Genomic DNA, 22,411 nt, shown 5'->3' with positions numbered 1-22,411 from the left:
CGTCCCACTCCTCCAGGGAAGCCGCGACCATGCCGCTGTACTTCGCCGACTCCTCAGAATCGCTGGTCCCCGACGCGCACGCCGGTTTCGCCGTCGCCCACGCCGCCCTCGTCGAGCACCATCCCGGCCACGGGTACTTCCGCTCCCGTCTCACCTCGCCCGCCCGCCGGGTCGGGCTGGTCTCCGGCGGCGGGTCCGGCCATGAACCGCTGCACGCCGGATTCGTCGGTGCCGGGATGCTGGACGCCGCCTGCCCGGGCCGGATCTTCGCCTCGCCGCACAACCGGCAGATCTTCGAGGCCAGCCGCGCCGTCGCCGGGGACGACGGCGTACTGCATCTGGTCAAGAACTACACCGGCGACCGCATCAACTTCGGTATCGCCGCCGAACGCCTCCACCACGAGGGCATCCGCTGCGAGCGGGTGCTGATCGACGACGACCTCGCCACCGACTCCGACGAGATCGCGGTCGGCCGTCGCGGCACCGGCGCCACCCTGATCGTGGAGAAGATCCTCGGCGCCGCCGCCGACGAGGGGCGCAGCCTGGACGAGCTCGTGGCGCTCGGTGTCGATCTGACCCGCCGCTCCCGCAGCCTCGCCGTCGCGTCCGCCGCGCACACCACCCCCGCCTCCGGGGCCCCGGCGTTCTACCTGCCCGAGGACGTGCTGGAGTTCGGCGTCGGCATCCACGGTGAGCGCGCCGACAAGACGGTGCCGCACGCGCCGCTCAGCAAGCTGATCGAGACGATGACGGACCGGCTGCTGGCCGCCCTCTCCCCTGGCCCGCCACCCCGGGTGCTGGCGCTGGTCAATGGTCTGGGGTCGGTCACGTCCCTGGAGCTGTACGGAATCCACCACATGCTGGCCAAGGCGCTCGACGCCCGGGGCACCGCCCTCGACCGGTCCCTGACCGGCACCTTCGTCAGCGCCCTCGACATGCGTGGTTTCTCGCTGTCCCTGCTCGCCACCGACGACGAGGTCCTGCGGCTGTGGGACGCCCCCGCCCGCACCGCGGCCTGGCCCCTGTGACCCCCTTACCGCCGGTCACCCCCGAGAGCCCCGAGGAGCCCCGCGCCCATGACCGTGAACCCCGCCCCGCGCTCCCTGACCCGCGCCACCGTCACCGCCTGGCTGATGCGCTTCGCCGCCACCGTACGGTCCGTCGAACCCGAGCTGACCGCCCTCGACCAGCAGGCGGGCGACGGTGATTTCGGCGCCAACCTGGCCACCGGGATGGACGGGGTGCGCCGCGCCCTGGACAGTCTGTCCGCCACCCCGACGGTCGGTGAGGACACCGCGGAGGCGCCGCTCGCCGCCGCCGCCGGGGTCTTCCTCGACGACGTCGGCGGCACCAGCGGTCCGCTGTTCGGCCTGCTCTTCCAGGAGCTGGCCGACGCGGTCGCCGCGGCCGCCCCCACCCCGCCCGGCACCGGCGAGCTGGCCGCCGGGATCGCCGCCGGGACGGCCGCGATCCAGCGGGTCGGCGAGGCCGAGGTCGGCGACAAGACCATGGTCGACGCGCTCCTCCCGGCCGCGAAGGCGCTCGCCGACTGCCCGCCGACCGCCGATCCGGCCCGCTCGCTGCGGCTCGCGGCGGTGGCCGCCCACCGCGGCGCGCGGGCCACCGCCTATCTGCGCGCCCGGCGCGGACGGGCCAGTTACACCGGGGACCACGCGGTCGGTGTGCCCGACCCGGGTGCCCTGGCCGTGGCGCTGCTGTTCGCCTCCGCCGATGGTGAGCTGACCACCGTTAGCAGACTTCCCGAGCACCGGGGGGCCGAATACTGAGCCTTTAGGGATGTTCATGAAATTCGGCCGGTTCCACACGGAAGTGGTGTCATGTGCCACTAACGTGATCAGTCATGAGCGGGGCCACGTCGGGCAGGCGAAACAGGAAACCTCGCTGGCTCGATGAAGGTGACCGGGAGAAGTAGTGCACCAGGACACCCCCACCCGTGTGACAACGCCGCAGTCCACCGCGGAACGGCCACCACGGGGTGAGGGCGCGGCTCAAGGCAAGCCCCGCGACGCGTACTTCGACAACGCGAAGTACCTCACCATCGTGCTGGTGGCCTGTGGCCACGCATGGGAACCACTGACCTACGGCAGCCGGGCCTCCATGGCCATCTACCTGCTGGTGTACGCGTTCCACATGCCCGCCTTCGCGCTGATATCGGGGTATTTCTCCCGCAGCTTCGACATGGCCCCCAAGCGGCTTCAGCGGCTGGTCACCGGCGTGGTCGTGCCCTACGTCGTCTTCGAGATCCTGTACACCCTCTTCTCCCGCTGGGCGCAGGACAACCCGGACGAACCGTTCAGCCTGCTCGACCCGTGGTACGTGATGTGGTTCCTGGTCGCGCTGTTCATCTGGCGGATCACCACCCCGCTGTGGCTGGCGCTGCGCCATCCGGTGCCGGTCGCGCTGGCCGTGGCGGCGCTCGGCTCGCTCTCCCCGGAGACCGGCGGCGATCTCTCGCTCCAGCGGACCCTGGCGTTCCTGCCGTTCTTCGTGCTCGGGCTCACCCTCCGGCCGGAGCACTTCGCCCGGCTGCGCACCTGGCGGGCGCGGTGGATCGCGCTGCCGGTGGGGATCGTGGCGCTGGTGACGGCGTACGTGGTGGCTCCGTGGTTCAACTCGGAGTGGTTCTACCACCGCAAGAGCGTCGCCGCCCTGGACGGCGTCCCGGAGTGGGCCGGGCTGCTCTCCACGCCCATCCTCTTCGCGGGCGCGGTGGTGCTGACGGCCTGCTTCCTGGCGTGGGTGCCGGGGCGGCGCATGTGGTTCACGGTGCTCGGCGCGGGGACGATGTACGGCTATCTGCTGCACGGCTTCATCATCAAGTCGTCCCGCTTCGGCCGGTGGTACGACCACCCGTGGCTGCACACCCCGCTCGGCGAGCTGGCGGTGACCGCCGCGGCCGTCACCATGATCACGGTGCTCTGCACCTCTCCGGTACGGCGGGTCCTGCGCGGCGTGGTGGAACCGCGCATGGAGTGGGCGTTCCGGCACACCAGGAGCGGAAAGCCGGGCAGCGGGAAGTAGGGGCGTCATCCGGAGGGCTCGTCGGGCACCGGCTGCTCGGGGTGCACGCCTCCGCTGTGCGGCTTTCCGCGCCGGCGGGTGCCGGGTTCGTCCAGGTCGGGGACGTCGTCCGGGCGGTGGGGCGGGCCGGTGCGCGGCGCCCCGTCGGGGATGTCCAGCGGGTCGGGGCCGCCCTGTGCCTGCTGATCGGGCAGGTCCCTGGGGACGGCGGGGGCATGCTCCCCGGGGGCTTCCGGCTGCTTGTCGTCACTCACGACGCGCTCCTCTCTGGTAGGCGGACCCCGTCCCGGGCCTGTGGGCGGGAAAGGGGCACGAGACGGCCGGTACCCCGCACACGGACACCAATGCGGGCATCGCCGCTCCTTCGTCCCAGCTGTGAGACCTGTCACCGCGACGCGTGGAAATTGGTCTGAACACAACCAGCGGCCCCTGCGTATCCACTGCCGTAGCGAACCCGTCCCCTGCGTACGACCCGTGCGCCCCCACAGGAGGTCACAAGTTGAGCCGGAGTCACAAGCGCATCCCCAAGACAAAGATCATCATTGGGGCTGCCGCGGCCGCCGCCGTCGTGGGTGCCGCCATTGTGCTGCCCAACGCCAACGCCTCGGAGGACAAGAAGACCGAGGCCATCGATGCCAAGCCCAAGGCGTTCAACTCCGATTCCGCCTCGGACGCGATCGCGCAGCTCGCGTCGAGCCTGGGCGAGGCGTTCGGCGGTGCCTGGTACGACAAGGACCAGCAGCAGGTCATCGTCAATGTCATCGGTGACAACAACAATGTCGACGTCGCCGCGGTCAAGAGCGCCGGGGCCGTCCCCAAGGCCGCCAAGAACACCATGAAGTCGCTGAAGGCCGCCGAGTCGACGCTCAAGGAGAAGGCCACGATGGCGGGCACCGCCTGGGCCATCAACCCCAAGACCAACAAGCTTCAGGTCACGGCGGACAGCACCGTCAAGGGCGCGAAGTGGGACACCCTCACGTCCACCGTCAAGTCGCTGGGCGCGGACATGGCCGACGTCAAGCGCTCCGCGGGCACGTTCAAGACCTTCGCCGAGGGCGGTGACGCCATCTTCGGCGGCGGTTCGCGCTGCTCCCTGGGCTTCAACGTCACCACCGACAGCGGCGCCCCCGGCTTCCTGACCGCCGGTCACTGCGGTGTCGCGGCCGAGGAGTGGTCGGAGACCCAGGACGGCGCCCCGGTCGCCACCATCCAGGACGCCACCTTCCCGGGCACCGGCGACTTCGCGCTCGCCACGTACGACGACGCCGCCACCGAGGCCCCGAGCACGGTGAACACCGGCGGCGGCAAGACGGTGGACATCACCGAGGCGGCCGAGGCGTCGGTGGGCCAGGAGGTGCAGCGCATGGGCAGCACCACCGGGCTGAACGGCGGCTCGGTCACCGGTCTGAACGCGACCGTCAACTACGCCGAGGGCTCGGTCAGCGGCCTCATCCAGACCGACGTCTGCGCCGAGCCCGGCGACAGCGGCGGCTCCCTCTTCACCGAGGACGGGGCGGCCATCGGCCTGACCTCCGGCGGCAGTGGCGACTGCACCGCGGGCGGTGAGACGTTCTTCCAGCCGGTGACCACCGCGCTGGAGGCCGTCGGTGCCACCATCGGCGACGGCGGCGCGGCCCAGTAAGACGCTGCCATCAGGCAGTTGACCCTCACGCACCGGGTGTCCCGCGCCGTTACCGCGGGACACCCGGGCGGGGCCTTTCCTCACGCTTGACCGAAAGGCCCTGTTCAGTGTGTCACGTCAGGGCGCCAGGTCAGCGCGGTAGATCAGAGGCTCGGGTCAGCGCGCCGAATCAGTGCGTCGGATCGGTGCGGACCCGCTCCAGGGTGATCGGCAGGTCGCGCACCCGCACCCCCGTGGCGTGATGGACGGCGTTGGCGACGGCCGCGGCCGTCCCGACGATGCCCAGCTCCCCCACGCCCTTGGCGCCGATCGGGCTGAGCTGGTCGTCGTCCTCCTCGATCCAGTGCGCCTCGACATCGCGCACATCGGCGTGTGCCGCCACGTGGTATCCGGCGAGGTCGTGGTTGGCGAAGTCGCCGAAATTGGGGTCGAGTTCGAGGTTTTCGTACAGCGCCATCGACAGCCCCATGCACATGCCGCCCCGCAGCTGCGAGCGCGCCGTACGGGCGTTGATGATGCGCCCGGCGGCGAACATCCCCAGCAGCCGGTCGACCCGTACCTGCCCGGTGTCCACGTCCACCCTCACCTGAGCGAACTGGGCGCCGAAGGCGTGGCGACAGAGCTCCTTCCGGGCCCGGATGTCGTCGGTGGTGTCCGCGTGGGCCTCCAGCCCGCCGGGCGGGACCTGGCCCGATGCCTCGTCGAGCCGCTTGGCCAGCGCCCGGCACACCTTGCTCACCGCCCACCCCCATGAGCTGGTGCCCATGGAACCGCCCGCGAAGGGTGCCTTGCCGTAGTCGCTGCGGCCGATCTCCAGGGTGACCCGGTCCAGCGCCACCCCGAGTTCGTCCGCGGCCACCTGGGTCAGCGCGGTACGGGCTCCGGTGCCGATGTCGACGGCGGCGATCCGTACCGTGAACCGCCCGTCGGGCTCCGCGCGGGCGGTCGCGGCGGCGGGCCAGGTGATGGCCGGATAGTTGCCCGACGCGACGCCGGTGCCCACCAGCCACCGCCCCTCGCGGCGTCGGCGGGGGCGGGGGTCGCGCCCCGCCCAGCCGAACCGGGCCGCGCCCTCGCGCAGACAGGCCACCAGATTGCGGCTGCTGAAGGGGTGCCCCGTCTCGGGGTCCACCGGCGGTTCGTTGACCACCCTCAGCTCGATGGGGTCCATGTCCAGCGCGTACGCCAGCTCGTCCATCGCGCTCTCCAGCGCGAACATCCCCGGTGCCTCGCCCGGCGCCCGCATCCACGACGGCGTGGGCACGTCGAGCTGCGCCAGGCGGTGGATGGTGCGGCGGTGGGGCGCCGCGTACATCATGCGGGTGGCGGCGACCGTCTGCTCGCAGTACGGGGTGAGCCGGGAGCTCTGCTGGAGCGCGTTGTGCGAGATCGCGGTGAGCCGTCCGTCGCGCCCGGCCCCCAGCCGGACCCGCTGCAGGGTGGGGGTGCGGTACGAGACCATCGTGAACATCTGCTGCCGGGTGGCGGCCAGCTTCACCGGGCGGCCGACGGCGCGCGCGGCCAGCGCGGCGAGCACCGTGGGCGGCCGGGGCACCGCCTTGGAGCCGAAGCCACCGCCCACATGGTCCGCCACGATCCGTACGGCGCCCTCGGGGAGTCCGAACAGGGCGGCGAGCGTATTCGCCGTCATCCAGGGCCCCTGGTCGCCGTTGTAGAGGGTCAAGGTGTCGCCCTCCCAGACCGCGATGGTGGCGTGCGGCTCCATCGCGCTGGTGTGCTCGGGCGGTGTGGTGTACGTGGCATCGATCGTGACCGGCGCCGTGGCCAGGGCGGTGTCCACGTCCCCGGTCTCCGCGCGGCCCGGGTATCCGGCGTTGACCGTGTCGGGGACGAAGATGCCGGGATCGCCGTCGCGCAGCCCGACGTCGTACGCCTCCTCCTGGTAGACGACGCGTACCGCGGCCGCGGCCTGGCACGCCGTCTCGAAGGTGTCCGCGACCACGGCCGCCACGATCTGCCCCCGGTAGGCGACCTGGTCGGACTGCAGGACGGACAGCTCCGGGTCGTCGGTCGGGCGAAGCCGCGGCACACTGCCGCTGTCCAGCACGGCGACCACTCCGGGGAGGGCCAGCGCGGCGCCGGAGTCGACGGAGCGCACCCGGCCGCGGACGATGGTGGACTGCACCGCCACGCCGTACAGGGCATCCGGGACGGGGTACTCGTACGCGTAGAGCGCGGTGCCGGTGACCTTCTCGCGCCCCTCGACGCGGGTCACCTCGGCGCCCACGGTCCGTTCGAGTGTGGTCATCGCCCCTCCCCTGCCACGAGGTCGCGCACGGTGGCCGCGACGAGGTCCACGGCGAGGCCGACCTTGAAGGCGTTGTGCGGCAGCGGGCGGGCCGCGGCGAGTTCGGCCAGGGCCGCGGTCCGCAGCGCGTCCTCGGTGGGCCGCTGCCCGGTCAGCAGCTGCTCGGCCTTGTGCGCACGCCACGGTTTGGGGGCCACCCCGCCGAGCGTGAGCCGGATCTCCCGCAGCGCTCCCCCGTCGTCGGTGGCGGCCACGGCGGCGAGGGACACCACGGCGAACGCGTAGGACCAGCGGTCGCGCACCTTGCGGTAGCACATGGCGCCGGGCGGTGGCGGTGGCAGTTCGACGCCGGTGATGAGGTCGCCGGGCTGGAGCACCGTCTCCCGGTGCGGGGTGTCGCCGGGCAGCAGGTAGAAGTCGGCGAGCGGCACGGTGCGCGGGCTGCCGTCGACGCGCCGCAGATGGACGACGGCGTCGAGCGCGGCCAGGGCCACCGCCATGTCGGAGGGGTTGGTGGCCACGCAGGAGTCGGAGGTGCCGATGACCGCGAGGTCGCGGTGGCTGCCCTGGATGGCCGAACAGCCCGTGCCCGGGGAGCGCTTGTTGCAGGGCTTGGTGACGTCCTGGAAGTACACGCAGCGGGTGCGCTGGAGCAGATTGCCACCGGTGGTCGCGCGGTTCCGCAGCTGCCCGGAGGCCCCGGCCAGCAGCGCCTGCGCGAGGGCCGGGAAACGTGTCCGGATGCCGCGGTCGCCGGAGAGTTCACTGCCCGGCACCAGGGCCCCGATGAGCACCCCGCCGTCCGCGCGGTGCTCGACGCGGTCGTACGGCAGTCCGGTGATGTCGACGACCATGGCGGGCTCGGTGACGCCGAGCTTCATCAGGTCGACCAGATTGGTGCCCCCGGCCAGGTACACCGCCTCGGTGGAGTCCGCGACGAGGGAGGCGGCGGCCTCGGGGCGGGTGGCGCGCTCGTACGCGAAGGGCTTCATCGCACACCGCCCCGGACCGGTGCGCCACCGTCCGGTGCGCCACCGGCCACGCCCTGTCCGTCCACCCCGGCTGCCTCACGGATGGCGTCCAGGATGCCCCGGTAGGCGCCGCAGCGGCACAGGTTGCCGCTCATCCGCTCCCGGATCTCGTCGTCGTCCAGGGCGTCGGGCGCGCGGACACCGGCGGCCACGTCCTCGGTGGCGTGGCTGGGCCAGCCGCGGGCCGCCTCGGCGAGCGCGCCGATGGCCGAGCAGATCTGGCCCGGGGTGCAGTAGCCGCACTGGAAACCGTCGTGTTCCAGGAACGCCCGCTGCAGCGGGTGCAGATCGCCGTCCGTGGCGGTGAGGCCCGCGACCCCCTCGATGGTGGTGATGTCGTGGCCTGCCGCGGTCACGGCGAACACCAGGCAGCTGTTCACCCGTTCACCGTCGATGAGGACCGTGCAGGCGCCGCACTGGCCGTGGTCGCAGCCCTTCTTGGTGCCGGTCAGCGCGAGGTGTTCGCGCAGGGCGTCCAGCAGGGTCACCCGGTTGTCGAGGGTGAGGGGCCGGTCGGCGCCGTTGACACGCAGCGTGAGATCGGTGTGAAACCTCTGAGCTGTCACAACCCTCACGATGGCACCGGGTTCAGGGCCCCGCATCTTCACCGTGCCCCGGTGGCGGAGGCAGCCGCAGATGGGCGAGGTCCTCGGGGACCGGGCTGCGCGGCCGGTAGAACGGCGGGGCCTGGTCGGCGGCGGGCGAGTCGGCGAGCCGGAAGCGGTCGCGCAGCCGGTGGTAGAACTCGGTGGGCCGCATCCGTACCATCCGCAGCCGGGCCGGGGCCCGGTACGCCGCCACCCAGTCGCCCGGCTCCAGCACCCCGCGCAGCTGCCCGTCGATGGACACGGCCACCCGCCCGGAGTGCGGCAGCACCCGGATCGCGACGGCCTCGTCCACCGCGGCCACCACGGTGCGGTCGAAGGCGATGTGCGGGGCGACGGGGGTGAAGACGACCGCGTCCATGTGCGGGGAGACGACCGGGCCGCCCGCGGCGAAGCTGTAGGCGGTGGAGCCGGTGGGGGTGGCCACGATGATGGCGTCGGCCGAGTACGAGGCGAGCAACTGCCCGGACACATAGACCGCCAGTCCGGCCTGGCGGTCACGGGCCAGCTTCTCGAACACCACATCGTTGAGGGCGGTGACGTCCAGTGCGACGCCCCAGCCGACCTCTTCGGGGCCGCCGGGCCGGAGCTTCGGCGCGGGCAGCACCGGTCCGCGTCCATAGCGCAGCAGCGCGTCCATCCCGGTGGGCATGTCCAGCGGCCGCGACGCCCGCAGCGTGAGCATCATGCGCTCCTCGACCGTGGTGCGGCCCGCCTGCACGGCGTCCAGGGCGCGCGGTACGTCGTCGGGAGCGATCTCGGTGAGGAATCCCACCCGGCCCGCGTTCACCCCCAGCGCCGCGGCGCCGTCCTTGGCGGCGATCCGGGCGCCGCGCAGGAACGTGCCGTCGCCGCCGAAGGTGACGATCAGATCGGGATGCCCGGCCGCCGCGGACTCCTCCTGGGCGCTGCGCCGCGGACGCTCCCCGCTCCATACGTCGATCTCGGTGCAGGAGACATCCCGCGCGGCGGCCCAGGAGTGCGCGGCACGGGCCGCCGCGACGGCGGCGGGGCGGGCCTGGTGGACGACCAGGCCGAGCCGGTTGACAGGCATCCTCCTCCCCACCGTAGAGCGCCCCGGCCCGCCGCGCCCGGCAGCGGCCCCGGTGGTCCGCGCGCGGCCGGACGGACCGGCTGATCTAGGGTGGCGGGGACGACAGAGCCACGGGGGAGCCGTCGAGTCCCATCGAGTCAGGGAGGGTGCAGCAGATGACGAGTCCGAACCGTACCGCGCTGGTCGAGGAGCTGATGGGGCGCTTCCCACGGGTCCCGCAGGAGGCGGTGATCAAGGAGGATCTGCTGCGCGGCGGCATGGCCTTCGACGAGTCCGCGCTCAGCGGCGGCGACGACGGGGACGTCAAGCCGAAGTCGTACTTCATCTTCTCCTTCGACCACCGCACCCTCCCCGAGCTGGGCGCGGCCGCGCTCAACCGGCCGCCGGAGGAGATCGTGCTCACCGGCGGCCCGTACGGGCTGCGGCGCACGGTGGTGTCGGTGCGCGTCAACCCGGACTCGCCGTATGTGGTGCGGGCCGGTGAGGACGGGGCGCTGGGGCTGTATCTGGACGGGGCCCGGATCGCGGACGTCGGGCTGCCGCCGATGCCGGACTACTACCGGCACACGCTGTCGAACGGCAAGTCGGTGATGGAGGTCGCGCCGACCATCCAGTGGGGCTACCTCGTCTATCTGACGGTGTTCCGGGTCTGCCAGTACTTCGGCGCCAAGGAGGAGTGCGGGTACTGCGACATCAACCACAACTGGCGCCAGCACAAGGCGGCGGGCCGCCCGTACACCGGGGTCAAGCCGGTCGAGGAGGTGCTGGAGGCGCTGGAGATCATCGACCGGTACGACACCGCGGGCGCCTCGAAGGCGTACACCCTCACCGGCGGCTCGATCACCTCGAAGGTCGCCGGACGCGATGAGGCCGACTTCTACGGCCACTACGCGAAGGCCATCGAGGAGCGCTTCCCGGACCGGTGGATCGGCAAGGTGGTGGCGCAGGCGCTGCCGCGCGACGACGTCCAGCGGTTCCACGACTACGGCATCCGCATCTACCACCCCAACTTCGAGGTGTGGGACCGGCGGCTGTTCGAGCTGTACTGCCCGGGCAAGGAGCGCTACGTCGGCCGGGACGAGTGGCACCGGCGCATCCTGGACTCGACCGAGGTGTTCGGGGCGCGCAATGTGATCCCCAACTTCGTGGCGGGCGTGGAGATGGCCGAGCCGTTCGGCTTCACCAGCGTGGACGAGGCCATCGACTCCACCGCCGAGGGGCTGCGGTTCTTCATGTCCAACGGTGTCGTCCCCCGGTTCACCACCTGGTGCCCGGAGCCGACCACGCCGCTGGGCAAGGCCAACCCGCAGGGCGCGCCGCTGGAGTACCACATCCGGCTGCTGGAGACCTACCGGGCGACGCTGGAGGAGTACGGGCTGACCTCGCCCCCGGGGTACGGCCCGGCCGGGCCGGGGCGGGCCGTGTTCTCGGTCAGCTCGTTCATGGACAGCCTGTCGGCCGACGAGCCGGTGGCCGCGGCGTCGGAGTGAGCGACCCGGTCCGCGCGGCGGTCATCCCCACCGCGCGGCTGGAGCTGCGGCCGCTGCGGATCGAGCACGCCGCGGAGATGGCCGGGGTGCTGTCCGACCCCGGCCTGCACACCTTCACCGGCGGCGCCCCACTGGACGCCACGGCGCTGCGCACCCGCTACGAACGCCTGGTCGCGGGCTCGCCCGACCCGGCGGTGACCTGGTGCAACTGGGTCGTCCACGCCGCTGCCGAGCGGCGCCTGGTGGGCACGGTGCAGGCGACACTCAGCGGCCCCGCGGCCGGTCGCACCGCCGAGGTCGCCTGGGTGGTGGGCACACCGTGGCAGGGGCGGGGGTACGCCACGGAGGCGTCCCGGGCCCTGGTGGCGTGGCTCACGGCCCGTTCCGTGGCCCAGGTCATCGCGCACATCCACCCCCGCCACGAGGCCTCGGCGGCTGTCGCCCGGGCCGCCGGGCTCGTGGCCACCGGCGACCGGCAGGACGGCGAGGTCCGGTGGCGGACGGGGATGCCGTGAGGGGGCCGCGCGGGGCCGGGTTCAGCCGACGTGGATGTGGGGGCGGCGGTTGCGGTCGGGTTCGGCCTCGCGGAGCACTTCGCGGGTGACGGGGGCCACCTCGCCCTGGCCGAAGAGGAAGAAGCGGAGGAACTGGGCGAGAGGGTTGCCCTCGGTCCACTCGAAGTGGATGTGCGGCCGCTGACCCGTTTCGTCGCGCACCGCCAGCAGCATGGCGGCGAGCGCGTTGGCGACAGTGGCGCTCTCCAAGGTGAGCACCCGGTAACGGTCGTGCATCACCTTTCCGCACACCCACAGCTCGCTCTCGAACTCGGACGGGTCGGCGACGGTGACCTCGACGAAGATGATGTCGTCCTCGGGTGGAATGTCGTTGTTTGCCCGGATCTCCTGCTCCTTGTCATGGTATTCGGCCAGGTCACAGGCTTGCGGCTTATTGGCGATAAACCGGATCGTGCGGTGGGCGGTGTCGCGGACGAAGCGCTGGGCCATGGTGTCGAACGTGACGCTGGAGACCCGCAGCTCGAAGGCGCGGGCGGCCCGGGACAGCAGGGACACGGCCATGATGCCGCCGATGAAACAGGCACCGATCTTGACGCCGTCGGGCCGCTCGACGACGTTCGCGGCCGTGGTGTAGAGGAAGACGACCGCGATGGTCCCGAAGCCGAGGGTCCAGCCGTGCTGCCCGGCGCGCCGCGCGGCGATGGTGACGGCGATGGCGGCGGAGGTGATGAGGACGAGGACACCGGTGGCGTACGCCCCGCCCTGGGCGTCCACATCGGCCTTGAACAGCCAGGTCACCAGGAACGCGATGAGGGTGAAGACGAGCACCATCGGGCGCACCGCGCGCGCCCAGTGGGGTGCCATGCCGTAGCGCGGGAGGTAGCGGGGCATGAGGTTGAGCAGTCCGGCCATGGCGGAGGCGCCCGCGAACCAGAGGATGGCGATGGTGGCGGCGTCGTAGACGCTGCCGAAGGCGGAGCCCAGGTACTGGTGGGCGAGGTAGGCCAGCGCGCGGCCGTTGGCCGCACCGCCCGGCTTGAACTCGTGCTGCGGGATCAGCAGGGTCGTGATCAGGCTGGAGGTGATCAGGAAGACGCTCATGATCAGCGCGGCGGTGGTGAGCAGCTTGCGGGCGCCCTGGATACGGCCGGTGGGGCGCTCCTCGGTGTCACCGGGCTTGCCCTCGATATGCGGCATGACGGCGACCCCGGTCTCGAATCCGGACAGCCCGAGCGCCAGCTTGGGGAAGATCACCAGGGACACGGCGACCATGACCAGGGGGTTGCCGCGCTGGGCGGTGAGCGCGGTGGTCCAGTCGGTGATCACATGCGGCGCGCTGAACACATGCCACAGCCCCACGGCCACCACGACGACGTTGAGCAGCAGATACGCGGCGACCAGGACGACGGCCAGCCCGATGGCCTCGGTGAAGCCCTTGAGGAAGACCGCGCCGAGGAGCCCGACGAGGACGAGGGTGATGGCCACCTCATGGCCGTGCAGGAGATCGGCGACGTGCGGGTTCTCCACCACATGGGCGGTGGCGTCGGCGGCCGAGAGGGTGATGGTGATCAGGAAGTCGGTGGCGGCGAAGCCGAGCAGGGTGAGGACGAAGAGCTTGCCCTTCCAGAAGGTCAGCAGCCGCTCCAGCATCGCGACCGAGCCCTGGCCGTGCGGGCTCTCGACGGCCACCCGCCGGTAGACCGGCAGCGCGCCCGCGAGGGTCACCACCACCAGCACGACCGTGGCCAGCGGGGAGAGCAGCCCGGCGGCCAGGGCGGCGATACCGGGCTGGTAGCCGAGGGTCGAGAAGTAGTCGAGGCCGGTCAGGCACATGACCCGCCACCACGGGCGGCCCCGGTCCGGACTCTCCGGTTCGGCGTGCGGCCCGGGCTGCCGCTTGGCCATGTCGGTCAGACCCTCCAGCAGCCAAGCGCGCAGCCGGTGCCGCGGTCCGCCCGGCGGGGCGGAACGGCGATGAGGAGAGCCGGTCACGATGTACTCCTGTCGGTGCGGCGAAGAGTTTCAGCCATCGTGAGACTGCCCGGCCAGCGTATGCGCAGAGGCCCGTGTGCACCGTTCGGCCGCACCCGGCCGGAGGCCGGGGCTCATTCTCAGCGGACTCTCATTTTCGGCACCTACCGTCCGCCCCATGGACACCACCAAGACGGACCAACCGACCGACCGCACAGCGAAGCCCGCAGAAGCCGAAGAAGCAACGGCGGAGGGTGTCCCGAACGCTGTTTCCGACTCCAAGGAATCGGACTCCAAGGACTCCAAGGACTCCAAGGAGCCGCAGTCCAAGGAAGCGCACACCGAGGCTCCCGCCGAGGAGTCCGCCGCGGACCGTTCCGACGAGCCCGTGACCGTTCCGGCCGCCGCCCCGGCGGCGGCCTCCGCCGGGGTGTTCTCCGGTGCCGGCGCGGTGGTCTCCGCGGGCCTCGGGCTCGCGTCGCTCACCGGCACCTGGCTGGGCACCATGCTCCAGGAGCGCAAGCAGCTGACCGGGCAGATCAAGGCCCAGTCCGGTTCCGCCGCCAACCAGATCGAGGCGGTCTACGGCACGCCGTGGCACACCACGGCCATCATCAACGGGCTGTTCGGGCTCGCGGCCGTGGTGATCGCCGCCGTGGTGCTGCTGCGGCAGCGCTCCGCCGCGACCACCGCGACCGCCCCGGGCACCTCCGGCACCAACTGGGTCACGGCCGTGGCCTGGGGCGCGGTGGCGCTCGGCGTCATAGGCCTGCTGATCGCGGCCGTGATGGGGCTGGACGTGTTCACCCCGATGCCCGAGGTCCCGGCCAGCCCCGGTGGTGGCGCGCCCACCGGCTGATCTGCGCCGACCTACGACCGGACAACCCGGCACGCCCCGCGGGAGTGGTTCTCCCCGGGGCGTGCCGCGTTCCGGGACATCGCGGGACGTCGCGGGGCGGGTGTGATGGTTAAGGCCGCCGCATCGGGACACCAGAGAGGGGCACCAGACGAGTCGACGCAGGGAGTCCCACGATGAGCGAATCCGCGGCGCGCACCCCCGGCTCCCGGTCCGGCGAATCCGGCCAGTCGGGCAAGCCCGGCCAGTCCGGCCAGTCCGGCCAGTCCGGCCAGTCCGGCCAGTCCGGCGAGGACACCAGAACCGCGGTCACCGTGCTCGTCGCGCTCGGCGCCAACCTCGTCATCGCCCTGGCCAAGGCGGTCGGCGGGGTCTTCACAGGCTCCCCCGCGCTGCTCTCCGAGGCCGCCCACTCGGTCGCCGACAGCCTCAACGAGGTGTTCCTGCTCGCCTCCCTCAAACGCAGTAAACGCGCCCCGGACGCCCAACACCCGTTCGGCTACGGCAAGGAACGCTACTTCTGGGCGCTGCTCGCCGCCGTCGGCATCTTCGTCATGGGTGGCTGCTTCTCCTTCTTCCAGGGCGCCGAGGCGCTTCAGTCGGGCAGCTCGGAGGACCACACCGGCTATCTGATCGGCCTCGCCGTGCTGGGCGTGGCCCTGCTCGCGGAGGGCGCCTCGCTGGTCCGCGCCCTGATCCAGGTCCGTGGCAAGGCCCGTAAGGCGGGCCGCGGCATGCTCGCGGAGATCCGCGCCGGGGACGATCCCACGCTGCGCACGGTGCTGGCCGAGGACTCCACCGCCTGCCTCGGCGTGGTGTTCGCCCTGCTCGGCATGTGGCTCCACATGCTCACCGGCGACGGGGTGTACGAGGCGGTGGCGTCGTTCCTGATCGGGGCGCTGCTCGTCTACGTGGCATACCGGCTGGCCATGGAGTCGCGGGGGCGGCTGATCGGTGAGTCGATCGATCCGGCGCAGCGGCGGGAGATCCGGCGCTTCCTCGACGAGCAGCCGGAGATCGACACGGTGACCACGCTGCTGACGATGCGTCTGGGCACCGAGTCCACCCTGATCGCGGCCCGGATCGACCTCGTCGGCGGGCTCGACAGTGAGGAGGTCGAGGAGGTCCTGATGCGGGTCAAGGCCAAGATGACGGACGTCTGGCCGCACGCCGACCAGATCTTCCTGGACGTCACCGACGCGTCCGCCAAGGACCGCGCCCGGGCCCGCAGGGACCTCCGGGCGCTCGACGAGGCGGTGGCCGCGGAGGCCGATGGCGGCGGCAGCTCATGAGATTGGAGGGGCCTTTGACGGGTACTCGGGACCGGACCGGCCCGGAAGAGAGCTAATTGATGTTCGGAGGCAATACTCATGGGCTTGGGCGGTTGCATCCTCATGGTCGCGATCGGAGGCATCCTCACCTTCGCGACGGACTGGAACAGCAGCGGATTCAATGTGCATTTGGTGGGCCTGATCCTCATGGCCGTCGGCTTCATCGGCATGGCGGCGTACGTCAGCGTCTACAAGCGTCGGCGGGTGACCGCCGCACCTCCGGTGGTCGAGGAGCCCGCCCCGCACCACCGGCACCACTACGAGATGTGAGGCCGGGCCCGAGGGCGCCGGGCCCGCCTTGTCGGCGGGCCCGGCGCCCTTCGCCGCGTCCAGGCCTTCGGCCACCCGCCCCACCTCGGTAAACTGCCGTTCACGGTAACGGCAAGAGCCCTGACTCCGGCCCGCACGCTCCATGTCTCACCGACCCCTGTGCGCGAGGCTCTGGCCCGGCCGGAGGCCGACGGTCTCGTCGTCAAGCGCTCCCTGTCCGGATACCGGGCGACCGAGTTGCTGACCGGCAGGGGGTGGAGGAGCTGTTCGAGATGAGGCTGCTCCTGGAGCCGCGGGCCGCGGCACTGGCCGCCCTCCACGCCGACGATTCCCAACTCGACGGCATCGAGGCGATCCTGGAGGCCATGCAGGCCCACCCCGGCCCCGCCGGAACGTACGCGGCCTACCGTGACTTCGCCGCCCTGGACCAGCGTTTCCACGACGCCGTCGCGGAGGTCGCCCACCGGCCTCTGCTCGCGGACGCGGTGCGGCGGCTCCACGCGCATCTGCACGTCTTCCGGCTCAGCAGCCTTCAGGGCGAGGGCGATCCGACCCCGACGGAGCACGGGCGGGTGGTACGCGCCATACTCCGCCGCAGGGCCGAACCTGCGGCCGAGGCGATGGCAGAGCATCTCACCCGCAGCCTGGAGCGGCAGCTCGACCGGTTCGAACGACCGGGACGGCGAACGGCAGCCGGTGGGCGGGGCGCGCCGCGCCGGTGGGGCGGTCCGTCCCGCTGCCGGGCCCGGTGACGGCCGTCTGCATGACACCTCCGGTCCTCGATGGCGTCCATGTCCCAGCCGATGCCGATGCCGATGCCCGGCCGGTCGGGTGCTACGGCCAGGCCGTCCCGGACGGTCAGCTCGGTGCGGGTCACGGCGCGCAGCTGTGGGATGTACTCCACGTACGCGCCATTGGGGACCGCGGCGACCAGACTGACGACCGTCCGCGGAGGTCCCATTGAACCGGCTCTTCGGCCCTGTTAGCTTTCCGCCACCATTCGGCCGCCCACCCGCCGTCGCCGAAGACCGGGAGACCCGATGAAGCCCTCAAGACTCATGCTGCTCACCGCTGTTGCCCTGCTCGCGCCGATGACCCCCGCACTGTCGGCCACGGCGGCGCCGGGCGACGGTGCGGTTCCCACCGCTCGCCCCCAACTCGCCCTCGACGACCCGGGGTTCGAGAACGGCGGCACGGGCTGGACCTTCGGCCCGGGCACCGGGGTCGGCACCGGCAACTCCCACGGCGGTGCCCGCTTCCTGTACCTCGACGCCGGAGCGGGCAAAAGCGCCGAGCTGGCCCTCGTCGCGCCCCGCGACGGCGGCTACGACTTCTCCGCGTGGGTCGGAAGCGCCGGCACCGGCGGTACGTACACGGTCCGGCGCAACGGCGAGACCGTCGGCACGATCGCCCTGCCGCAGCGCGCCACGTACGCCCGGTACACGATCAGCCGCGTCGAGCTGAAGACCGGCGACCGGCTGGAGATCGCCTTCGGCTCGGGCAGCGCCTGGGTCAACGCCGACGACCTGATGATCTCCCCTGCCGCGCCCGCCGACCCCAAGGTCACCTCGTCCTCCCCCGAGGTCGTCGAGATGTTCGACTGGGCCGGGAAGAAGGCCAACAGCTGGGCTCAGCTGCCCGGCACGACGGGCCCGGTCAACGTCGACGAGCACCAGACCGGCGGCACCGGTACCGCGCCGTACGCGGCCACCTACTGGGCCGGATACGCCAACCGCAGCGCCTACTACTCCCGGGACATGACCCACCAGCTCACCGGCGCCCACATCCTCGGCCTCGACGCGGCGAACAAGACGATGCTCGGCTCGTACGCGGCGTCGGCCACCGCCGCGCACAAGTACTTCCCGGTGTGGTCGGTCAATTTCGACGCCAAGACCTACCTGAGCATCGACTACAAGAGCCCGGACAACTTCGTGCGCGAGGTGCCGGCCGTCTTCGAACTGGTCGAAAAGGCGGCCCAGGCGTACCTCTGGACCGGCGACCGGAGTTACGTGGACGACCCGGCGCTGTGGGACTTCTACCGGCACTCCACCGAGGAGTTCATCGACCTGCACAACAGCGCCAAGCCCAACGGCGAGGTCAAGGTGGCCGAGGGCACGGGCAAGGGCATCTTCGCCGGTGCCGCCAGCTACAACGAGCAGGACGGCGACGGGCTCGCCGAGGCCGGGGACGGCATCGCCGCGCAGTACCAGGCGTATCTGGCGATGGCCACACTCGCGCGCGGCAAGGGCGACACCGCCCTGGCCAGGACATATGACCGGCGCGCCGCCGAGCTGAAGGCGTACTTCAACGACACCTGGAGCGGCGGCGGAAGCGGAGCCGACATGGTCCGCGCCTACACGACGTCCAACGCCCCGGTCACCGGCTGGGGCAAGGAGAACAGCGTGTTCATGCCGATGAAGCAGATCATCGATCCCGGCCCGCGCAACGACGCCTATCTCGACTACATCGAGGCGCAGGAGCTGGGGCCGGACGGGTCGGACAACATCGAGTCGACGACGTACCTGCCCGACTTGTTCTTCAAGAACAACCGCGCCGACACCGCCTGGGCGTGGATGAAGAGGATCTACGACCGGCGCGAGCTCCAGCACGTCAACTCCCGCCAGGGCCCCAACGGCGACTACCCCGAGGTGTCGTTCACGCTGGTCAGCCAGACCATCGAGGGCCTGATGGGCATCGCACCGGACGCGGCGGACCACAAGGTGACCACGCAGTCGCGACTGCCGTCCGGCATGAAGTGGCTCCAGGCGGCGGACGTACCCATCGGTTCGAGCACGATCACCGTGCGACACGACGGCGCGACAAAGACCACGCTGACGAACGACGCACCCGAGGGCGCCTACGGCTGGGAGGCCCGCTTCCCCGGGGTCCACAAGAAGATCAAGGTCAACGGTGTCCCACAGCACGTGCGCACCAAGACGGTCCACGGCGTCACGTACACGTACGCCACGCCGACGGTGCGGGCGGGGGCGACGGCGGTGGTGCAGGTGAGCGACTGACGCGAACGGAAGCGCGGACGCGACGGATGAGGCGCATGTGGTGCGCGGGCCTTGACATCACGCTGTTCGAAACTGTCAGAATCTGTTCAGCAGAGGGGAGTTGAGGCCGTTCGTCACTCCCAAGAAGCAACATAATCGAAGAGAAGGGGATCGCCATGGCGGTCACTCGTAGATCGTTGCTGATCGCCGGCAGCGCCGCGCCCATGGCGGGGACGCTCGCAACCGGCATCCCCGCACAGGCGGCCGCCCCGGCGGCCGACACACCCCGGGCGACCGGCGGGCGGAGCATCCCGCTCGACGACGGCTGGCGGTTCACACTCGTCACGCCGGACGGAAACGCCGAGCCGGATGGGGACTACGCCGACGCGCGGCAGCCCGGCTACGACGACTCCGCCTGGCGCACGGTCGCGGTGCCGCACGACTGGAGCATCGAGCTGACCCCGACCACCGAGCACGGCACCACGGGCGGGACCGGTTTCCTGCCCGGTGGCATCGGCTGGTACCGCAGATCCTTCACGCTGCCGTCCGGGGTCGCGGGCAAGCGGATCTCCGTCGAGTTCGACGGGGTGTACATGGACGCGTACGTGTACTGCAACGGCAAGCTCGTCGGCAACCACCCCTACGGCTACACCGGATTCGCCCTCGACCTCACCGACGTGGCGCACACCGACGGCACCACCCCCAACGTCCTCGCCGTCCGAGTCCGCAACCAGTTGCCCAGCAGCCGCTGGTACTCCGGCAGCGGCATCTACCGCCACGCCCGGCTCGTCATCACCGACCCCGTCCACGTGGCCCGCTGGGGCACCTACATCACCACCCCCGCCCCGAGCCAGGACCACGCCACCGTGCGGGCCCGGACCAGCGTGGTCAACGCATCGGACGACGAGCAGTCCGTCACCGTCGTCTCCACCGTCAAGGACCCTGACGGGAAGACGGTGGCGCACACCCGGTCCACCGTCACCGTCGGCGCGGACACCACCCGCGACGCCACCCAGGAACTGACCGTCGAAAAGCCCCGGTTGTGGTCCCTCGACACCCCGTTGCGCTACACGCTGGAGACCGAGCTGCGGGTCGGGGACAAGACCACCGACCGCTACCGCACCCCGTTCGGCATCCGCCACGTCACCATCGACGCCGACCAAGGGCTCACGCTCAACGGCGAGTACATCAAGCTCCAGGGCGTCGACCTCCACCACGACCTCGGGGCACTCGGCGCCGCGTTCAACGCCGACGCCGCGCTGCGCCAGATGACGATCATGAAGAGCATGGGCGTCAACGCCCTGCGCACCTCGCACAATCCGCCCGCACCCGAGCTGATCGAGATCTGCGAGCGGCTCGGCATCGTGATGCTGGTGGAGGCGTTCGACTGCTGGCGCACCGGCAAGAACCCGTACGACTACGGGCGCTTCTTCGACGAGCACTGCGAGGCGGACATCACCGAGATGGTGCGGGCCGCCCGTAACTCCCCCGCCGTCATCATGTGGTCCATCGGCAACGAGATCCCCGACTCCACCAGCACCGCCGGGCTCGGCATGGCGGAGCGTCTCATCGACGCCGTCAAGAAGGCCGATGACACCCGGCCGGTGGTGATCGGCTCCGACAAGTACCGCTCCCTGCCGTCCCCCGGCTCCGCCGCCGACCGCATGCTCGCCAAGCTGGACGGGCTGGGCCTCAACTACAACACCGCCGCCTCGGTGGACGCCCTCCACGCCCGCTATCCACATCTGTTCCTGTTCGAGTCCGAGTCCTCCTCCGAAACGTCTTCGCGCGGGGCCTACCAGGAGCCCGAACACCTCAACACCGGGGAGAACCACACCCCCGGCAAGCGCGAGACCTCCTCCTACGACAACAACCTCGCCTCATGGACCATGAGCGGTGAGTACGGGCTGAAGAAGGACCGCGACCGGAAGTTCTTCACCGGGCAGTTCCTGTGGTCGGGCATCGACTACATCGGTGAACCCACCCCGTACGACGTGTTTCCGGTGAAGGCGTCCTTCTTCGGCGCCGTGGACACCGCCGGGTTCCCCAAGGACATGTATCACCTGTTCAGGAGCCAGTGGACCAGCGAGCCCATGGTCCATCTGGTGCCCATGGACTGGACCGGCCACCGGCCGGGTGAGGACGTCGAGGTCTGGGCCTACGCCAACGTCGACACCGTCGAACTCTTCCTCAACGGCGACTCGCTCGGCGTACGCCGCTTCGACACCAAGAAGACCACCGACGGCCGCACCTACCTGGAGACCACCGAAGCCACCGGAGACGACAAGACCATCACCACCGGCAAATACCCCGGAAGCTACACCAGCCCCAACGGCAGCGCCGGAAAACTCCACCTCACCTGGAAAATCCCCTTCACCCCGGGCGAGCTGAAGGCCGTGGCCCGACGAGGCGGACGAGTGGTCGCCACCGATGTGCTGCGTACCGCCGGACGCGCCCATGCCGTACGGCTCACCTCCGACCGTAAAACCGTGCACGCCGACGGCCGCTCACTGTCCTTCATCACCGCCGAAGTGGTCGACACACACGGCACAGTGGTCCCCGACGCCAACCACCTCATCACCTTCGACGTCACCGGAGGCGCCCTGGCGGGCGTCGACAACGGCCGACAGGAAAGCGCCGAGCGCTACCAGACCACCACCCGCACCGCCTACCACGGCAAAGCCCTGGCCATCGTCCGCTCCGGCACCAAGTCCGAACGACTCAGCGTCACCGCGCGCGCGAAGGGGCTGCGTACCGGCACCGCCACCGTCCGCGCCACCAGCGGAACATCCCAACGGGTCACCCCCACCCCGCCGTTCGCCCCCGACCCCGGCCCGGCCGCGCCCGGCTACCCGCTGGCCGACGCCAGCTACTCGGGCGCGCCCACGACACTGCCCGCCGCCATGCTGGACGGCGACCCGGCCACCGGCTGGTCCAACGCCTTCCAGAAGCCCGCCACCGCGCTGCTGCCCGCCTTCGACGGGGCCAGGAAGACCGACTGGGTCTCGCTGACCTGGGCCACAAAGCGCCGGGTCCGTCGCGTCGAGGTGTCCTTCACCGTCGACGCGACCCACACCCTGCCCGCCTCGATCACGCTCTCCGCCTGGGACGGCCACACCTACGTCCCGGTCCGCGGAACGGACATCACGTGGGCCCAGTCCTCCGGCGAACCGACCGTCATCACCTTCAGCGCGGTCCGCACCTCACGGCTCCGGCTGGACCTGGTCAGCCGGTACCCCGGGGAGGCCAAGGGCGCCCAGCGGATCAGTACGTTCGACGTCCCGGAGGCCTGAGAGACGGCCCTCGCCCGTGCGGCACGGCACCGGTGACCGGTGCCGT

17 protein-coding genes and 2 pseudogenes are annotated in these 22,411 nt (G+C 71.2%); 12 read left to right on the top strand and 7 right to left on the bottom strand.

What is annotated here, in order from left to right; translation table 11 throughout:
* The first annotated feature begins 29 nt into the window (after positions 1-29).
* The 3 genes from ABZ370_RS25120 (at position 30) to ABZ370_RS25110 (ending at position 3,042) form a co-directional block, all read left to right on the top strand.
* Positions 30-1,028: a dihydroxyacetone kinase subunit DhaK gene (locus ABZ370_RS25120; RefSeq protein WP_358624958.1), complete on the top strand. Its 999-nt coding sequence runs from the start codon at positions 30-32 to the stop codon at positions 1,026-1,028.
* Between the two features lie 48 nt (positions 1,029-1,076).
* Positions 1,077-1,787, top strand: coding sequence for a dihydroxyacetone kinase subunit DhaL (dhaL, locus tag ABZ370_RS25115; RefSeq protein WP_358624955.1), 711 nt, complete (start codon positions 1,077-1,079; stop codon positions 1,785-1,787).
* Between the two features lie 169 nt (positions 1,788-1,956).
* A complete protein-coding gene (locus tag ABZ370_RS25110) occupies positions 1,957-3,042 on the top strand; it encodes an acyltransferase family protein (protein ID WP_358624952.1) in 1,086 nt (361 codons plus the stop codon).
* Positions 3,043-3,047: 5 nt separating this feature from the next.
* Here the strand turns inward: ABZ370_RS25110 and ABZ370_RS25105 are convergent, their stop codons facing one another.
* The gene (locus ABZ370_RS25105) at positions 3,048-3,296 is read right to left on the bottom strand and encodes a hypothetical protein (protein ID WP_358624949.1); all 249 of its coding nucleotides are present in this window, start codon (positions 3,294-3,296) and stop codon (positions 3,048-3,050) included.
* Positions 3,297-3,541: 245 nt separating this feature from the next.
* Here ABZ370_RS25105 and ABZ370_RS25100 point away from each other — a divergent pair, with 245 nt between their 5' ends.
* Positions 3,542-4,684, top strand: a complete 1,143-nt coding sequence (locus ABZ370_RS25100) for a S1 family peptidase (RefSeq protein ID WP_358624946.1) — start codon at positions 3,542-3,544, stop codon at positions 4,682-4,684.
* 169 nt (positions 4,685-4,853) lie between these two features.
* Here the strand turns inward: ABZ370_RS25100 and ABZ370_RS25095 are convergent, their stop codons facing one another.
* The 4 genes from ABZ370_RS25095 to ABZ370_RS25080 are packed head-to-tail and all read right to left on the bottom strand — an operon-like array spanning position 4,854 to position 9,643.
* Positions 4,854-6,953 carry a xanthine dehydrogenase family protein molybdopterin-binding subunit gene (locus ABZ370_RS25095; protein WP_358624943.1) on the bottom strand — a complete coding sequence of 700 codons (2,100 nt, stop codon included), beginning with the start codon at positions 6,951-6,953 and terminating at the stop codon, positions 4,854-4,856.
* Positions 6,950-7,945: an FAD binding domain-containing protein gene (locus tag ABZ370_RS25090; RefSeq protein ID WP_358624940.1), complete on the bottom strand. Its 996-nt coding sequence runs from the start codon at positions 7,943-7,945 to the stop codon at positions 6,950-6,952. Before ABZ370_RS25090 ends, ABZ370_RS25095 begins: the two co-directional genes overlap by 4 nt.
* Entirely contained in the window at positions 7,942-8,586 is a 645-nt protein-coding gene (locus tag ABZ370_RS25085) for a 2Fe-2S iron-sulfur cluster-binding protein (RefSeq protein WP_358624937.1), read from the bottom strand. The genes ABZ370_RS25090 and ABZ370_RS25085 overlap by 4 nt, the downstream gene beginning before the upstream one ends.
* Positions 8,573-9,643 carry an NAD(+)/NADH kinase gene (locus tag ABZ370_RS25080; protein WP_358624934.1) on the bottom strand — a complete coding sequence of 357 codons (1,071 nt, stop codon included), beginning with the start codon at positions 9,641-9,643 and terminating at the stop codon, positions 8,573-8,575. Before ABZ370_RS25080 ends, ABZ370_RS25085 begins: the two co-directional genes overlap by 14 nt.
* Before the next feature lie 155 nt (positions 9,644-9,798).
* Between ABZ370_RS25080 and ABZ370_RS25075 the strand changes: the two genes are divergently transcribed.
* Together ABZ370_RS25075 and ABZ370_RS25070 are read left to right on the top strand one after the other, a co-directional pair.
* Complete coding sequence (locus ABZ370_RS25075) at positions 9,799-11,133, top strand: radical SAM protein (protein ID WP_358624931.1); 1,335 nt, start codon at positions 9,799-9,801, stop codon at positions 11,131-11,133.
* On the top strand, positions 11,130-11,648 hold the full coding sequence (locus ABZ370_RS25070; RefSeq protein WP_358624928.1) for a GNAT family N-acetyltransferase: 519 nt from the start codon (positions 11,130-11,132) through the stop codon (positions 11,646-11,648). The genes ABZ370_RS25075 and ABZ370_RS25070 overlap by 4 nt, the downstream gene beginning before the upstream one ends.
* Positions 11,649-11,669: 21 nt before the next feature.
* Here ABZ370_RS25070 and ABZ370_RS25065 read toward each other — a convergent pair whose 3' ends face one another.
* Positions 11,670-13,553 (bottom strand): amino acid transporter, encoded by a 1,884-nt coding sequence (locus ABZ370_RS25065; RefSeq protein ID WP_358625195.1) that lies wholly within the window; start codon positions 13,551-13,553, stop codon positions 11,670-11,672.
* Positions 13,554-13,797: 244 nt separating this feature from the next.
* Between ABZ370_RS25065 and ABZ370_RS25060 the strand changes: the two genes are divergently transcribed.
* From ABZ370_RS25060 to ABZ370_RS25045, 4 genes and pseudogenes are all read left to right on the top strand, one after another.
* Positions 13,798-14,478, top strand: coding sequence for a hypothetical protein (locus ABZ370_RS25060; RefSeq protein ID WP_358624925.1), 681 nt, complete (start codon positions 13,798-13,800; stop codon positions 14,476-14,478).
* Positions 14,479-14,651: 173 nt separating this feature from the next.
* Positions 14,652-15,767, top strand: coding sequence for a cation diffusion facilitator family transporter (locus ABZ370_RS25055; RefSeq protein ID WP_358624922.1), 1,116 nt, complete (start codon positions 14,652-14,654; stop codon positions 15,765-15,767).
* A 78-nt stretch (positions 15,768-15,845) separates the two neighbouring features.
* Entirely contained in the window at positions 15,846-16,076 is a 231-nt protein-coding gene (locus tag ABZ370_RS25050; protein WP_358624919.1) for a hypothetical protein, read from the top strand.
* A gap of 93 nt (positions 16,077-16,169) precedes the next feature.
* Positions 16,170-16,741: pseudogene (locus tag ABZ370_RS25045) on the top strand (GntR family transcriptional regulator); the annotation flags it as partial.
* A 104-nt stretch (positions 16,742-16,845) separates the two neighbouring features.
* Here the strand turns inward: ABZ370_RS25045 and ABZ370_RS25040 are convergent.
* Positions 16,846-17,016 (bottom strand): annotated as a pseudogene (locus ABZ370_RS25040) (mandelate racemase/muconate lactonizing enzyme family protein); the annotation flags it as partial.
* A 100-nt stretch (positions 17,017-17,116) separates the two neighbouring features.
* Between ABZ370_RS25040 and ABZ370_RS25035 the strand changes: the two are divergent.
* Positions 17,117-19,093 carry a hypothetical protein gene (locus tag ABZ370_RS25035; protein WP_358624917.1) on the top strand — a complete coding sequence of 659 codons (1,977 nt, stop codon included), beginning with the start codon at positions 17,117-17,119 and terminating at the stop codon, positions 19,091-19,093.
* A gap of 155 nt (positions 19,094-19,248) precedes the next feature.
* On the top strand, positions 19,249-22,365 hold the full coding sequence (locus tag ABZ370_RS25030) for a glycoside hydrolase family 2 TIM barrel-domain containing protein (protein ID WP_358624914.1): 3,117 nt from the start codon (positions 19,249-19,251) through the stop codon (positions 22,363-22,365).
* The last annotated feature ends 46 nt before the right edge of the window (positions 22,366-22,411 follow it).

The organism is Streptomyces sp. NPDC005962 (genome assembly GCF_040629205.1).
Lineage (GTDB): Bacteria > Actinomycetota > Actinomycetes > Streptomycetales > Streptomycetaceae > Streptomyces.
The sequence above is the reverse complement of the archived record's forward strand: the minus strand, read 5'-3'. Positions and strand labels throughout refer to the sequence as shown.